The organism is Enterobacter sp. DC1, from assembly GCF_000568075.1.
GTDB lineage: Bacteria > Pseudomonadota > Gammaproteobacteria > Enterobacterales > Enterobacteriaceae > Enterobacter > Enterobacter asburiae.
Map to the genome: position 1 here is coordinate 135,787 of NZ_AZUA01000004.1, position 14,393 is coordinate 150,179.

Below are 14,393 nucleotides of genomic sequence, written 5' to 3' on the forward strand. Positions count from 1 at the left end.
CAATCATGGCAGAGAAATTTACCCAACATACGGGCCGTGTTGTCCCGCTGGACGCCGCTAACGTCGATACTGACGCTATTATTCCTAAACAGTTTCTGCAGAAAGTAACGCGTACCGGTTTCGGCGCACATCTGTTTAACGACTGGCGTTTCCTGGACGATAAGGGCGAAGTGCCTAATCCGGAATTCGTTCTGAACTTCCCGGAATACAAAGGTGCCTCCATTTTGCTGGCACGCGAAAACTTTGGCTGCGGCTCATCCCGTGAACACGCGCCGTGGGCGCTCACCGACTACGGCTTTAAAGTGGTCATTGCCCCTAGCTTCGCGGATATCTTCTACGGCAACAGCTTCAACAATCAGCTTCTGCCGGTGACGCTGAGCGATGAACAGGTCGATGAGCTGTTCGCGCTGGTTAAGGCGAATCCGGGCATTTCGTTTGAAGTGGATCTGGAAGCCGAAGTGGTGAAAGCCGGTGATAAGACCTACAGCTTCAGCATTGATGCCTTCCGCCGTCACTGCATGCTGAACGGTCTGGACAGCATTGGTTTAACTCTCCAGCACGAAGCGGCGATTGCCACTTACGAAAACAAACAACCTGCATTTATGAAATAACCCTCCGGCCTGCAGTCCATTCTGCAGGCCGCGTTTTATCCCGATACCTACTTCTTTCTGTAAATACTCCCTAAACCCAGCCAATAATGACGTAATATTTAATGTCAATTTAATGTTCCCTGCGCAGAATAACCGTTCAATCAGCTGGCAGCGGAAATAATCATGGAAAAGAAAAATGGCAATGAGTCTCATATCCGTTCTCGTGAAATACATAAATGCACATTAGTAAGCGTGATAATAAATAGTTTACTCACCGCCTTTCAGATACTTGCAGGAATATTTTCCGGCTCGCAAGGTTTAATTGCTGATGGGATTCATTCTCTTTCCGATTTATCCTCCGACTTTGTCGTTCTGGTTGCGAATAAAAAGAGTCAGAAAGCTTCTGATATCGACCACCATTACGGTCATCTGCGTTTCGAAAACGGCGCAAAGCTTATTATTGGCGCTATTCTGCTGCTTGTGGGGGTCGGGATGCTCTGGTCCGCAGGCAATAAACTGCTTCATCCCGAGACGCATCAGCTGGTGAAAGGGGCCGCGTTGTGGGTGGCGTTACTGGCGCTGGTGGTGAAGGAAAGCCTGTTCCGATACATGTTTGCCACGGGAAAACGTATTCAGTCCTCGCTGCTGATAGCCAATGCATGGCATGCCCGTTCTGACGCAGCGTCGTCAGTGGTTGTCGCCATCGGCATTGCCGGGAATTTAGTGGGTTTTCACGCGATGGACCTGATTGCGGCCCTGATTGTCGGAGTATTCATCGCCCATATGGGCTACAAATTCTCTGCCGATGCCCTGCACGATCTGATGGACCGTTCGCTTGAACCCGAGCTGGAGCACGACATCAAAACCTGTCTTCTCTCAACCGAGGGTGTCACCGGACTCCATGATTTAAAAACCCGCAAGATGGGCGATTTAGCCCTTATCGATGTTCATCTGGAAGTAAACGGCGAATTAAGCGTAAAAGAAGGACATCAGATTGCCGTGAATGCCAGAAATAATGTGATGCAAAAATTCAACGTGCTAAACGTGATGACGCATATTGATCCAGTCCACTAATCGAAACGCATAAATACAGTGTGACGCAACCGATCGTTAAGGTTTCGTTAATTAATCTGCGTCACACTGCATCGTATCAGCACTCTCATTATTGAGGTAAAAAGCGATGAACCCAACATTACGCGATACGCTTCCCCATAAAGAAACGCCTTTTCTTCGAATACTACACATTCTCGTGGCCGTACTGGTCCTGGCCCAGATTATCAATTCTAATTTCACCGAAAGTGAAGCCCTCCACGAATCCGGACTGAACGGAATCGTCACCTGGATCCATGTTATCTCCGGATTTGGTTTAATTTTTTGTGGCATTGCCATGATGGCATGGATGTTAACCCAGCGCGGATTTAAGTATTACTTCGCCTGGCTGGCGCTGGATTTTCGCGGAATCGTTGACGATATTCGCACCCTCACGCAGCGTCAGCTTCCTGACGCGCATGCCGGCGGCATGGCGGCAACGGTGCAAGGCCTGGGCGTGCTGGCGCTGCTGGGCGTTGCACTCTGCGGCGCGGCCTGGTTCGTGCTGAACGCCACGCTCGGGCCGGTTTCGTCCGTCACGGAATCCGCCTTAGATTTGCATAAATTCCTGACGGTCTTTATTGAGACATATTTCTGGGCACACGGCTTCATGGGCCTCGTCCATATGTACCTGACGCTACGCGCGCAGCGTAAATATCAGTATTCAGAGTAAACGGTTCGCAGAGCCCGGCATTTCCGGGCTCCGTTTCATTGAACCAATCACACGTCTTTTACGCGGCAGGTCAGCAGAAGCGTCACGACGGATAGCGCCGCAATCATCCAGTAGACAGACGCATGCCCGTAGCTTTGCGCCAGCGCCCCCTGAATCACGCCCGCCAGAATCACCCCGGTTGAAATGCTGTTGGTAAAAAGCGTGGTCGCCGAGCCTGCACGACCGGGCATGAGATCCTGAAACCAGAGCATGCCGATCCCGGCAACAATCCCGATAAACACGGCGTTAAACAGCTGCAGCGCCAGCAACGCTTCCCGCGAATGGAAAAGGATCAGCCCCGCGTAGAACAGCACCCCGGCCGCCACGGCGACGATCATCATCCGACGCTTTCCAAAGCGCTTAACGTAGTAACCCGCCAGAATCATTGCCGGAATTTCCAGCCCGGCAGCGGTCCCCATTAAGATCCCCGCGAGTTTGTCCGGTAAACCCAGATCGCTGCTGATCCACAGCGGCATATCGATGATATACATGGTGTTGCAGGTCCACATCAGCGTGGAGGCAATAAACAGCATGCGGACGTTTTTGTCCTGCCAGCCGCTCACCTCGGTGACAGGTTTATCCGTCGCCTGTTCGACGCGCGCCACGGACGGCAGCGCGAAGGCAATCAATACCAGGCTGATGACAAAAATCCCGGCGGCGATGGAAAACATGGTGGTAAAGCCGTAGTTCAACGCCAGCATGAAGGCCAGCGGCGGGCCTATGACCCACGCCAGCGAAAGCTGGGCGCGCATCACCGAGCTGAACATCACCACTTCACGCGCCGAGTTATCCGCATATTCACGGGCCAGCGCGAACAGCTGCGGCATGGCGGTGTTCGCCAGCGACGCCAGCAGCACGCCGCAGGTAATGAGCGTCAGATAATGACGGTTAAAGGCAAAGAGCAGCGCGTTGCCAACGGCCATGGCGCAGCAAAAGAGGATCAGCCTGCGGCGATCGCCCTGACTGTCCGATCGCTTCGCCAGCGCGAGGCTGACCAGGATCCCGGCAATGGCGTTGACGGTATAAAACAGGCCGACCCAAAACGGCTGTGCCCCCACCTCGCGGCTGAGAAACAGGCTCAGCGTCGGCGCCTGCAGCGCCCCCGCCACGCCCATCATAAAGGCCACCAGCATAAAAGCGGCATACACGCCGTTCAGGCGTCGCCCCATCGTCATCAACCACAGCATGCGCAAGTCCTTGTGAAAGCGAATCGAAATTGGGTGAATAGTAAACGAAAAAAGCCAGCAAAAACATTTTGCTGGCGGGTGATAAGCACCAATACTCAGTCACACATGATCGAGGCGAGTTAGCGGGAAGAGGTCGGTGTTGTAACGTCCCACTGCATCAATTCTTCTAACGTTTTCAGCCGTTGCTCTGCACACCGGCGGGCCAGCCAGGACGATCCCTTTGTCGCTGAAAAGTACTGCTGATAAAACTGACGTGCGGTAGACCTCTTCATAATTTACCTCCTCGCTTCATCGAGGAGAATTATTGGCCTAATATAGGGATAAATAAATTGCTGGTTTTTTGTCAGGAGTTCCCCTTTTATGCCATCCGGTCGTCTGCAACAACAGTTTATCCGCCTCTGGCAGTGCTGCGAGGGGCAATCGCAGGAGACCACGCTCAACGAGCTGGCTGATCTGCTTAGCTGCTCCCGCCGCCATATGCGCACGCTGCTCAACACCATGCAGCAGCAGGGTTGGTTAAGCTGGGAAGCGGAGGCGGGACGCGGCAAACGCTCGCGGCTGACCTTTCTCTATACCGGGCTGGCGCTGCAGCAGCAGCGCGCGGAAGACCTGCTGGAGCAGGACCGCATCGATCAGCTGGTCCAGCTGGTGGGCGACAAAGCCGCCGTGCGCCAGATGCTGGTTTCCCATCTCGGACGCAGCTTTCGTCAGGGCCGACACATTCTGCGGGTGCTCTACTACCGTCCGATGAAAAATCTGTTGCCCGGCACGGCCTTACGCCGCTCAGAAACCCATATGGCCCGGCAAATCTTCAGCGGCCTGACGCGCATAAATGAGGAAAACGGGGAACTGGAAGCGGATATCGCGCACCACTGGCAGCAGCTTTCCCCGTTTCACTGGCGCTTCTTTTTACGCCCCGGCATCCACTTTCACCACGGCCGCGAGCTGGAAATGCACGACGTCATCGCCTCTCTGGAACGTGCCCGCAAGCTACCGCTCTATTCGCATATCTCCCGCGTCCACTCGCCCACGGCCTGGACGCTGGATATCGAGCTGTCGCAGCAGGATAAGTGGCTTCCCTGGCTGCTGGGCTACGTGCCGTCGATGATTTTGCCCGGCGAGTGGGAATCAATGAACAATTTTGCCAGCCTGCCGATTGGCACCGGGCCTTACTCCGTGTCCCGCAATAACAGCAACCAGCTGAAAATCCGCGCGTTTGATGACTACTTTGGCTATCGGGCGCTCATCGACGAGGTGAACGTCTGGGTATTACCGGATCTCAATGAAGACCTGAGCTGCGGGCTGACGCTTGAAGGGCCCACCACGGGAGAAAAGGCCGTGGAGAGTCGCCTCGAGGAGGGATGCTACTATCTCCTCTTTGACCGCCGCACCCACCGAGGGGCAAACCAGGCTGTCCGCAGGTGGATCAGCCACGTTTTGTCCCCTTCCAATCTGATTTACCATGCGGAAGAGCAGTACCAGACATACTGGTTCCCGGCGTACGGCCTGCTTCCGCGCTGGCACCACGCCCGCCCGGTGCACTGCGACAAACCCGCGGGGCTGGAGTCCATCACCCTGACCTACTACCGCGAGCACGTGGAGCATCGTTTTATCGCCAGAATCATGACCCGGCTGCTGGCAGCCGAGGGGGTCAAGTTAGAGGTCAGGGAAGTGGACTATGACGAATGGCATCAGGGGGAGATAGCCAGCGATATCTGGCTCAACAGCGCCAACTTTACCCTGCCGCTCGATTTTTCCCTTTTCTCGCATTTGTATGAAGTCCCGCTGATCCAGCACTGCATCGACCGTGACTGGCAGCAGGATGCCGCCCTGTGGCGCGCGGGCGAAATGAATCTTGCAGCGTGGTGCCAGCAGCTGCTGGCCGAGCAGGCGATCGTACCGTTGATCCACCACTGGCTAATGATCCAGGGCCAGCGCAGCATGCGCGGCCTGCGGATGAATACCCTGGGCTGGTTTGATTTTAAATCCGCCTGGTTTGCGCCGCCGGAGCCATAACGCTTTCGTAATATTCACCAAATCATTACAATAGCGCCGTTCTCAACGGGGTGCTGCATCACAGATGTGCGCTGAGATAATACCCGTCGAACCTGATCCGGATAACGCCGGCGAAGGGATTTGAGGCTGTTGCTCAAAATCCTTTGCCACTCAACTTTGAGGTGCAAAGTGTTAAAAAAAGTTCTCCCCCTGCTGGCGCTGTTTGCGCTGCCTGCTTTTGCCAAGCCCGTCCTGACGGTCTACACCTATGACTCCTTCTCTGCCGACTGGGGCCCTGGCCCGGTGGTTAAAAAAGCCTTTGAAGCGGACTGCAACTGCGAGCTGAAGTTCGTGGCGCTGGAAGATGGCGTTTCGCTGCTCAACCGTCTGCGCATGGAAGGGAAAAACAGCAAGGCTGACGTGGTGCTCGGGCTAGATAACAACCTGCTGGAAGCCGCCTCGCAAACCAAACTGTTTGCCAAAAGCGGCGTAGCGTCAGAGGCCGTTAACGTGCCGGGCGGCTGGAAAAACGACACCTTTGTGCCGTTCGACTATGGCTACTTTGCTTTTGTTTATGACAAAAATAAGCTGAAAAACCCGCCGAAGAGCCTGAAAGAGCTGGTGGAAAGTGACCAGAAATGGCGCGTGATTTATGGAGATCCGCGCACCAGCACGCCGGGCCTGGGCCTGCTGCTGTGGATGCAAAAAGTCTACGGGGATAAAGCGCCGGAAGCGTGGCAGAAACTGGCCGCCAAAACCGTCACCGTGACCAAGGGCTGGAGCGAAGCCTATGGCCTGTTCCTGAAAGGCGAAAGCGACCTGGTGCTGAGCTACACCACCTCTCCGGCCTATCACATTATCGCCGAGAAGAAAGATAACTATGCTGCCGCTGATTTTGCTGAAGGGCACTATCTGCAGGTGGAAGTCGCCGCGCGTACCGCCGCCAGCAAACAGCCGGAGCTGGCCGAGAAGTTCCTGAAGTTTATGGTTTCACCGGGGTTCCAGAATGCCATCCCGGCTGGTAACTGGATGTATCCGGTCACTAACGTTACCCTGCCCGCAGGTTTCGAGCAGTTGACCAAACCAAACACCTCGCTGGAGTTTACGCCGCAGCAGGTCGCCGCGCAGCGTGCAGCATGGGTAAGTGAATGGCAACGCGCCGTCAGCCGTTGATTCCCGGCTGGTTACTTCCCGGGCTGCTCGCCGCCACAGTGATGGTAGTGGTCAGCCTGGGGGCTTTTCTTGCACTGTGGTTCAACGCGCCAGAGAGCGACCTGCTCGCCCTCTGGCACGACAGCTACCTCTGGCACGTTATCCGGTTCTCCTTCTGGCAGGCGTCTCTTTCAGCCCTGCTGTCGGTGCTCCCGGCTATTTTCCTGGCGCGCGCCCTGTATCGGCGGCGTTTCCCCGGCAGGCTGGCACTGCTGCGCCTGTGCGCCATGACGCTGATCCTGCCCGTGCTGGTGGCGGTGTTTGGTATTCTGAGCGTTTATGGTCGTCAGGGCTGGCTGGCTTCGCTGTTCGGCCAGCTTGGTCTGGAATGGTCATTCTCTCCTTACGGCCTGCAGGGCATTCTGCTGGCGCACGTCTTTTTCAATATGCCGATGGCAACGCGCCTCTTCTTGCAGGCGCTGGAGAATATTCCCGGCGAACAGCGCCAGATTGCTGCCCAGCTCGGCATGCGCGGCGTGTCGTTCTTCCGCTTTGTCGAATGGCCGTGGCTGCGCCGCCAGATCCCGCCCGTCGCGGCGTTAATCTTCATGCTCTGCTTTGCCAGTTTTGCCACCGTGCTGTCGCTCGGCGGCGGGCCGCAGGCCACCACCATTGAGCTGGCGATTTACCAGGCGCTGAGCTACGACTACGATCCCGGTCGCGCCGCGCTGCTGGCGATGGTGCAGATGGCGTGCTGCCTTGTGCTGGTGCTGTTGAGCCAGCGGCTGAGTAAAGCCATTCCCCCTGGCAGTAATCAAATAACCGGCTGGCGCGACCCGCAGGACAGCCTGCACAGCCGCGTCACCGATTTTATCCTGATTGCGCTGGCGCTCCTGCTTCTGCTGCCGCCGCTGATGGCCGTTATCGTTGACGGACTGAACCTCAATCTCATGTCCGTTCTGCAACAGCCCGTCCTCTGGCAGGCAACCTGGACCTCGCTGCGTATTGCGCTGGCGGCAGGGTTACTGTGCGTCATGCTGACCATGATGCTGCTGTGGAGCAGCCGCGAACTCTATGCCCGGCAGGCCCAAAAGGCCGGACAGGCGCTGGAGCTGACGGGCATGCTGATTCTGGCGATGCCGGGCATCGTGCTGGCGACGGGCTTCTTTTTACTGTTCAATAGCACCGTCGGCCTGCCGGAAAGGGCCGATGGCATCGTGATTTTCACCAACGCCCTGATGGCTATCCCTTACGCGCTCAAAGTGCTGGAAAACCCGATGCGCGACGTCAACAGCCGCTACGGTTTGCTGTGCCAGTCGCTGGGCATGCAGGGCTGGCAGCGGCTGAAGGTGGTCGAACTCCGCGCGCTAAAACGCCCGCTGGCGCAGGCGCTGGCGTTTGCCTGCGTGCTGTCGATTGGGGATTTTGGGGTTGTCGCGCTTTTCGGCAATGACGATTTCCGCACGCTGCCATACTGGCTCTATCAGCAGATCGGCTCTTATCGCAGTCAGGACGGCGCGGTCACCGCGCTGTTGCTGCTGCTGCTGTGCTTTGCCTTATTTACCGTTATCGAAAAACTTCCGGGGCGTGATGTTAAAACTGAATGATGTAACCTGGCTTTACCAGCATCTGCCGATGCGCTTCACGCTCTCCGTGCGCCAGGGGGAGATGATCGCCGTGCTTGGTCCAAGCGGCGCGGGAAAAAGCACGCTGCTTAATCTGATTGCGGGTTTTCTGCAGCCGGCAAGCGGTGCGATCGTCATTAATAATCAAGATCATACCCACACGCCGCCCGCAAAACGTCCGGTCTCAATGCTGTTTCAGGAAAACAACCTGTTTACCCACCTGACGGTGCGGCAAAACATCGCGCTGGGAATGCATCCGGGACTCAGGCTGAACGATGCCCAGCGCCAGAAGCTGGAGATCATTGCCGCCCAGATGGGGCTCAACGAGTTCATCGACAGGCTGCCGGGCGAGCTTTCCGGCGGCCAGCGCCAGCGCGTGGCGCTGGCGCGATGCCTGGTGCGCGAGCAACCGATCCTGCTGCTGGATGAGCCGTTCTCGGCGCTCGATCCCGCGCTGCGCCAGGAGATGCTGGCGCTGGTGCAGGATGTCTGTCAGCGCCAGCAGCTGACGATGCTGATGGTTTCACACAGTATTGAGGATGCTGCCCGCATCGCCCCGCGATCGGTGGTGATTGCCGAAGGGCGTATTTTGTGGGATGGAAAAACAGAAGAACTGCTGAGCGGTAAGGCGGGGGCGTCTTCACTGTTGGGCATTCGTGCGGTCTGATGCCCTCACCCTGGCCCTCTCCCACAGGGAGAGGGAATAAACCTTAACGGCTCACCACCTTCAACAGGATCTCACCATACACCGGCATCAGCGGGTGACGAATCAGCGCGACCAGGGCTACCACAGCAACGCCCAGCGTCAGCGGGGCCAGCCAGAGCAGGCGAGTACGCGGAAGATAGCGCGTCAGGCGATCGATATTCGCTTTCCCGCTGCGCCACAGCCGCCAGCAGAGCCATGCCGCCAGCCACAGCAGCACAGCCGTACCCAGCAGCAGCCACTTAAACTCACCGCTTTGCATACCGTCAGGAATATCGATGGCAGCGCCCGCGAGGATCCCCGGCAGGAAGTAGAACGGCGGCCAGAAGACGCAGCCGATGATGTTCGGCACCACGAATTTCGCGACGGGCAGATCCAGCATTCCCGCCACCATCGGCACCAGCGGACGCGTTGGCCCGACAAAGCGGCCAACGAGGATGGTAAACATGCTGTGCTGATGCAGCGCATGCTCGGTTTTATCCAGCAGGGCTTTGTTCTTTTTCATAAACGACCAGCGGTGCAGGGGCTTCTTAAAGCGCCAGCCCAGCCAGAAGGAGATCCAGTCGCCGAGCAGGCAGCCGATAATCCCGGCCAGCCACGCCTGCCAGAAATTAACCTCGCCGCTGCCAATCAGCGCCCCAAGCCCTGCCATCATCACGGTGCCGGGCAGGATCAGCCCAACCAGCGCCAGCGATTCCAGAAACGCCACCAGCGCCACGGCGATGAGCGAGTACATAACGGACTGGGTAATAAAGTGTTCCAGCAATGCCTGCATAACTATTCCGGTCAGAAAACGAATCAGCGATTCTGCTTAGCGCCCCGCACCGCGTCAAGGCAACAATTGTCCGAATAGTTTACAGGTTGCTTTCTGCATTCACCTGTTTGTTTATCTTTTTTTACCGTTTATTCACATCCCGCGCGGAATTCGCTCGGGCTGGCACCGGTGCACTTCTTAAACACGCGAGAAAAATAGAGCTGATCCTCAAAGCCCACGTTGCGTCCGACGGTGGCAATCGGCATCCGGGTGGTGCTGAGCAGCAGCTTTGCCTGGCTGATGCGCTGATCCTCACGCCAGCTCAATACGCTGACGCCAAGCTGCTGGCGGAAAAGATGCGACAGCCGCGACGGCGACAGGCAGACGTGCTGAGCAACGCTCGCGATATCAAACTGGCTATCGGCCAGGTGGTCGCTGATGTACTGGCAGGCGTCGCGCACGCGGTTATCCAGCGGCGGGTTAAGCGACTCGTTAATCGCCTCCATCCGTCGCAGCAGCAGCTGTTCGAGCAGGTTAATCGCCAGCAGTTCAGCGTAACGCCCACCGGCCTGTCCCGCCTCGATAATCTGCGCAAAAAGCTCGCGAAACTGCGCCAGATGAACCTCATCCGGGCGATAAAAACCGGTGTGCGCAAAAATTGCGGGCCAGGAAAGCCACTCCTGCCAGTAGGCGCGCGGACGGAAGTAGACCCACTGGTGATACCACTCTTTGGCATCGGGATGACGGCCATAGTGGTGGATCTCCCCCGGCGGGAACAGCAGGATATCGCCGGGACGGCAGACAAACTGCTGGTCGCCGTTCTTGATGATCCCTTCCCCTCGCACGGTCAGGTTGAGGATATACCCTTTCATGCCGAGCGGTCGGTCGACGTAAAAGTCGAGATATCCCTCAGCCTCGATAGGGGTCAGTCCCGCCACAAGGTGCGCGTTAAACGAGTATCCCGGCAGCAGGGGATCGTTTTGCGTTTCGGCCATAGATTCAGTTCTCCCAAGGGTCCTGAAGGAAACCAATTGTCCATATCATTAAAAGCAGCTTAAAAATGGCCCGCGAAAAGATCCAAAAAGCATCACGCCGCTTTTACGTCCGCCATGTTTCAGCCTTTCCCCCTGATTTCTCCGCCAGAGCAGGCAGATAACCAGTAACAAAAGTGTCTATAAGTGCGGCAGAAATGTCCACATTGAATATTTGCACGGCGTCACACTTTCCGTTGTAACAGCAATTTAGTCCATAAGATTAGCGGATCCTGCCTGACGACTTTTGTCCCCAGTCTCTAATGTTCTTCCATACCTGTTTTTTCGATGGAGCAACACCATGGCAATTGCGATTGGCCTCGATTTTGGCAGCGATTCGGTTCGCGCGCTGGCAGTGGACTGTACGTCCGGCCAGGAGATAGCAACCAGCGTTGAGTGGTACCCGCGCTGGCAAGAGGGGCGCTACTGCGATGCGCCTAACAACCAGTTCCGTCACCACCCGCGTGACTATATCGAGTCGATGGAAGCGGCGATCAAAACCGTCCTGGCTGAACTGACCGACGCCCAGCGGGCTGAGATTGTCGGGATTGGCGTCGACAGCACCGGCTCCACGCCTGCCCCTGTGGATGCCGAAGGCCGCGTGCTGGCGCTGCGCCCGGAATTTGCCGACAACCCGAACGCCATGTTCGTGCTGTGGAAAGACCACACCGCCGTGGAAGAGGCCGAAGCCATCACCCTCCTGTGCCATCAGCCGGGCAAAACAGACTACTCTCGCTACATCGGCGGGATTTATTCCAGCGAATGGTTCTGGGCCAAGATCCTCCACGTCACCCGGGCCGACGCCTCCGTCGCACAGGCTGCGGCGTCATGGGTTGAGCTGTGCGACTGGGTGCCTGCCCTGCTCTCCGGCACCACCCGCCCGCAGGATATCCGCCGCGGCCGCTGCAGCGCCGGGCATAAATCCCTGTGGCACGAAAGCTGGGGCGGCCTGCCTCCGGCCGCGTTCTTCGATGAGCTCGATCCGATCCTCAACAAGAGCCTGACGTACCCGCTGTTTACCGACACCTTCACCGCCGATATTCCCGTCGGCACCCTCTGCGAAGAGTGGGCGACGCGCCTCGGCCTGCCGCAAAACGTGGCGATCTCCGGCGGCGCCTTTGACTGCCATATGGGCGCCGTGGGCGCGGGCGCACAGCCAAACACGCTGGTCAAAGTCATCGGGACCTCCACCTGCGACATCCTGACGGCGGATAAAGCCACCGTCGGCGACCGCGCGGTGAAAGGCATCTGCGGCCAGGTTGACGGCAGCGTGGTGCCGGACTTTATCGGTCTGGAAGCGGGTCAGTCCGCGTTTGGCGATATCTACGCCTGGTTTGGTCGCGTGCTCGGCTGGCCGCTGGACCAGCTGGCGGCGGCGCATCCTGAACTGAAAACCCAGATCGCCGAGAGCAAAAAGCAGCTTCTGCCGCAGCTCACCGAAGCCTGGGCAAAAAATCCTTCTCTCGAACATCTGCCGGTGGTGCTGGACTGGTTTAACGGCCGCCGCACGCCGTTTGCCAACCAGCGTCTGAAAGGGGCGATCGCGGATCTTAACCTGGCGACCGACGCCCCTGCGCTGTTCGGCGGTCTGATTGCCGCAACGGCCTTCGGTGCCCGCGCCATTATGGAGTGCTTCACCGGGCAGGGCATCGACGTGAACAACGTGATGGCGCTGGGCGGCATCGCCCGTAAAAACCCGGTGATCATGCAGGCCTGCTGCGACGTGCTGAACCGTCCGCTGCAGATTGTGGCCTCCGATCAGTGCTGCGCGCTGGGCGCGGCGATTTTCGCCGCCGTGGCCGCAGGCGTTCACGCCGACATTCCGACCGCGCAGCAGCATATGGCGAGCGCCGTCGAAAACACCCTTCAGCCGCGCGCCCTGCAGGCACAACGCTTTGAACAGCTTTATCAGCGCTACCAGCAATGGGCAAAAAGCGCCGAACTTCACTATCTCCCTGTCGCCGCCCCGGCCAAAAGCACCGCGGACACTACGGCAACCCTGACCCATTAAGGACACGATGATGACCATTTTTAATAACTATGAAGTGTGGTTTGTGATTGGCAGCCAGCATCTGTACGGACCGGAAGCGCTGCAGCAGGTGACGAAACACGCGGAGCACGTGGTTAACGCGCTGAACGCGGAAGCCAAACTGCCGTGCAAACTGGTGCTGAAACCGCTGGGCACGACGCCGGACGAAATTACCCACATCTGCCGCGACGCCAACTACGACGATAAATGCGCCGGTCTGGTGGTGTGGCTGCACACCTTCTCACCCGCCAAAATGTGGATCAACGGCCTGTCTATCCTCAACAAACCGCTGCTGCAGTTCCATACCCAGTTCAACGCTTCCCTGCCGTGGGACAGCATTGACATGGACTTTATGAACCTGAACCAGACCGCGCACGGCGGCCGCGAGTTCGGCTTCATCGGCGCGCGTATGCGCCAGCAGCACGCGGTGGTCACCGGCCACTGGCAGGATGGCAAGGCGCAACAGCGCATCGGCTCCTGGATGCGCCAGGCGGTCTCTAAGCAGGACACCCGCCACCTGAAAGTGGTGCGTTTTGGCGACAACATGCGTGAAGTGGCGGTCACCGACGGCGATAAAGTCGCTGCACAGATCAAGTTCGGCTTCTCCGTGAATACCTGGGCCGTGGGCGACCTGGTGCAGGTGGTGAATGAAATCAGCGACGGCGACGTGAGCGCGCTGGTGGACGAGTACGAAAGCAGCTACCGCCTGACGCCTGCGGCACAAATCAACGGCGACAAGCGCCAGAACGTGCTGGACGCGGCGCGCATCGAGCTGGGCATGAAGCGCTTCCTGGAACAGGGCGGCTTCCACGCCTTTACCACCACCTTTGAAGACCTCCACGGCCTGAAACAGCTGCCGGGCCTGGCGGTACAGCGTCTGATGCAGCAGGGCTACGGCTTTGCGGGCGAAGGCGACTGGAAAACTGCCGCTCTGCTTCGCATCATGAAGGTGATGTCGACCGGTCTGCAGGGCGGCACCTCCTTTATGGAGGACTACACCTACCACTTCGAAAACGGCAATGACCTGGTGCTCGGCTCCCACATGCTGGAAGTGTGCCCGACGATCGCCGTCGAAGAGAAACCGATCCTCGACGTGCAGTACCTCGGCATCGGCGGTAAAGCCGATCCGGCGCGTCTGATCTTCAACACCCGTACGGGCCCGGCCATCAACGCCAGCCTGATCGACCTGGGCGATCGTTTCCGCCTGCTGGTGAACTGCGTCGATGCGGTAGAAACGCCGCACTCCCTGCCGAAACTGCCGGTCGCCAACGCCCTGTGGAAAGCACAGCCTGACCTGCCAACCGCCTCAGAGGCCTGGATCCTGGCCGGCGGCGCGCACCACACGGTGTTCAGCCACGCGCTGGATCTGAACGACATGCGTCAGTTCGCCGAGCTGCACGACATCGAGCTGACCGTGATTGATAACGACACCCGCCTGCCCGCCTTTAAAGACGCGCTGCGCTGGAACGAAGTCTATTACGGTTCAAAACGCTAAGCCCTGAATGCCCGGTGACGCTGCGTTTACC

Annotated in this window: 13 protein-coding genes and 1 riboswitch; of the genes, 9 read left to right on the forward strand and 4 right to left on the reverse strand. The window is 57.9% G+C overall.

Annotation, left to right across the window (positions count from 1 at the left end):
• Positions 1-5 precede the first annotated feature (5 nt).
• The 3 genes from leuD to P346_RS08020 all read left to right on the forward strand — a co-directional run bounded on the left by leuD (position 6) and on the right by P346_RS08020 (position 2,352).
• Positions 6-611 carry a 3-isopropylmalate dehydratase small subunit gene (leuD, locus tag P346_RS08030; RefSeq protein ID WP_029741219.1) on the forward strand — a complete coding sequence of 202 codons (606 nt, stop codon included), beginning with the start codon at positions 6-8 and terminating at the stop codon, positions 609-611.
• A gap of 162 nt (positions 612-773) precedes the next feature.
• The gene (locus P346_RS08025) at positions 774-1,664 is read left to right on the forward strand and encodes a cation diffusion facilitator family transporter (RefSeq protein ID WP_032660703.1); all 891 of its coding nucleotides are present in this window, start codon (positions 774-776) and stop codon (positions 1,662-1,664) included.
• 106 nt (positions 1,665-1,770) lie between these two features.
• Positions 1,771-2,352 carry a cytochrome b/b6 domain-containing protein gene (locus tag P346_RS08020; protein WP_032660705.1) on the forward strand — a complete coding sequence of 194 codons (582 nt, stop codon included), beginning with the start codon at positions 1,771-1,773 and terminating at the stop codon, positions 2,350-2,352.
• A 47-nt stretch (positions 2,353-2,399) separates the two neighbouring features.
• On the opposite strand, the gene P346_RS08015 is transcribed toward P346_RS08020, so the two are convergent.
• Positions 2,400-3,578, reverse strand: a complete 1,179-nt coding sequence (locus P346_RS08015; RefSeq protein WP_032660708.1) for a sugar efflux transporter — start codon at positions 3,576-3,578, stop codon at positions 2,400-2,402.
• A 119-nt stretch (positions 3,579-3,697) separates the two neighbouring features.
• A complete protein-coding gene (gene sgrT, locus P346_RS08010) occupies positions 3,698-3,850 on the reverse strand; it encodes a glucose uptake inhibitor SgrT (protein WP_023334488.1) in 153 nt (50 codons plus the stop codon).
• 88 nt (positions 3,851-3,938) lie between these two features.
• On the opposite strand from sgrT, the gene sgrR reads away from it, so the two are divergent.
• The 4 genes from sgrR (at position 3,939) to thiQ (ending at position 9,017) form a co-directional block, all read left to right on the forward strand.
• Positions 3,939-5,594, forward strand: coding sequence for an HTH-type transcriptional regulator SgrR (gene sgrR / locus P346_RS08005; protein ID WP_032660711.1), 1,656 nt, complete (start codon positions 3,939-3,941; stop codon positions 5,592-5,594).
• 36 nt (positions 5,595-5,630) lie between these two features.
• Positions 5,631-5,731: riboswitch (TPP riboswitch) on the forward strand.
• A gap of 31 nt (positions 5,732-5,762) precedes the next feature.
• Entirely contained in the window at positions 5,763-6,746 is a 984-nt protein-coding gene (thiB, locus tag P346_RS08000) for a thiamine ABC transporter substrate binding subunit (RefSeq protein ID WP_032660714.1), read from the forward strand.
• A complete protein-coding gene (gene thiP / locus P346_RS07995; protein WP_032660717.1) occupies positions 6,722-8,332 on the forward strand; it encodes a thiamine/thiamine pyrophosphate ABC transporter permease ThiP in 1,611 nt (536 codons plus the stop codon). Before thiB ends, thiP begins: the two co-directional genes overlap by 25 nt.
• Positions 8,316-9,017, forward strand: coding sequence for a thiamine ABC transporter ATP-binding protein ThiQ (thiQ, locus tag P346_RS07990; RefSeq protein WP_032660720.1), 702 nt, complete (start codon positions 8,316-8,318; stop codon positions 9,015-9,017). Before thiP ends, thiQ begins: the two co-directional genes overlap by 17 nt.
• Positions 9,018-9,060: 43 nt before the next feature.
• Here thiQ and P346_RS07985 read toward each other — a convergent pair whose 3' ends face one another.
• Positions 9,061-9,828 carry a DedA family protein gene (locus P346_RS07985; RefSeq protein ID WP_032660723.1) on the reverse strand — a complete coding sequence of 256 codons (768 nt, stop codon included), beginning with the start codon at positions 9,826-9,828 and terminating at the stop codon, positions 9,061-9,063.
• Between the two features lie 128 nt (positions 9,829-9,956).
• The gene (gene araC / locus P346_RS07980; RefSeq protein WP_023310373.1) at positions 9,957-10,802 is read right to left on the reverse strand and encodes an arabinose operon transcriptional regulator AraC; all 846 of its coding nucleotides are present in this window, start codon (positions 10,800-10,802) and stop codon (positions 9,957-9,959) included.
• A gap of 337 nt (positions 10,803-11,139) precedes the next feature.
• Here araC and araB point away from each other — a divergent pair, with 337 nt between their 5' ends.
• Together araB and araA are read left to right on the forward strand one after the other, a co-directional pair.
• Positions 11,140-12,849, forward strand: a complete 1,710-nt coding sequence (araB, locus tag P346_RS07975) for a ribulokinase (RefSeq protein ID WP_032660725.1) — start codon at positions 11,140-11,142, stop codon at positions 12,847-12,849.
• A gap of 10 nt (positions 12,850-12,859) precedes the next feature.
• On the forward strand, positions 12,860-14,362 hold the full coding sequence (gene araA / locus P346_RS07970) for an L-arabinose isomerase (RefSeq protein WP_023310371.1): 1,503 nt from the start codon (positions 12,860-12,862) through the stop codon (positions 14,360-14,362).
• Positions 14,363-14,393: the final 31 nt, after the last annotated feature.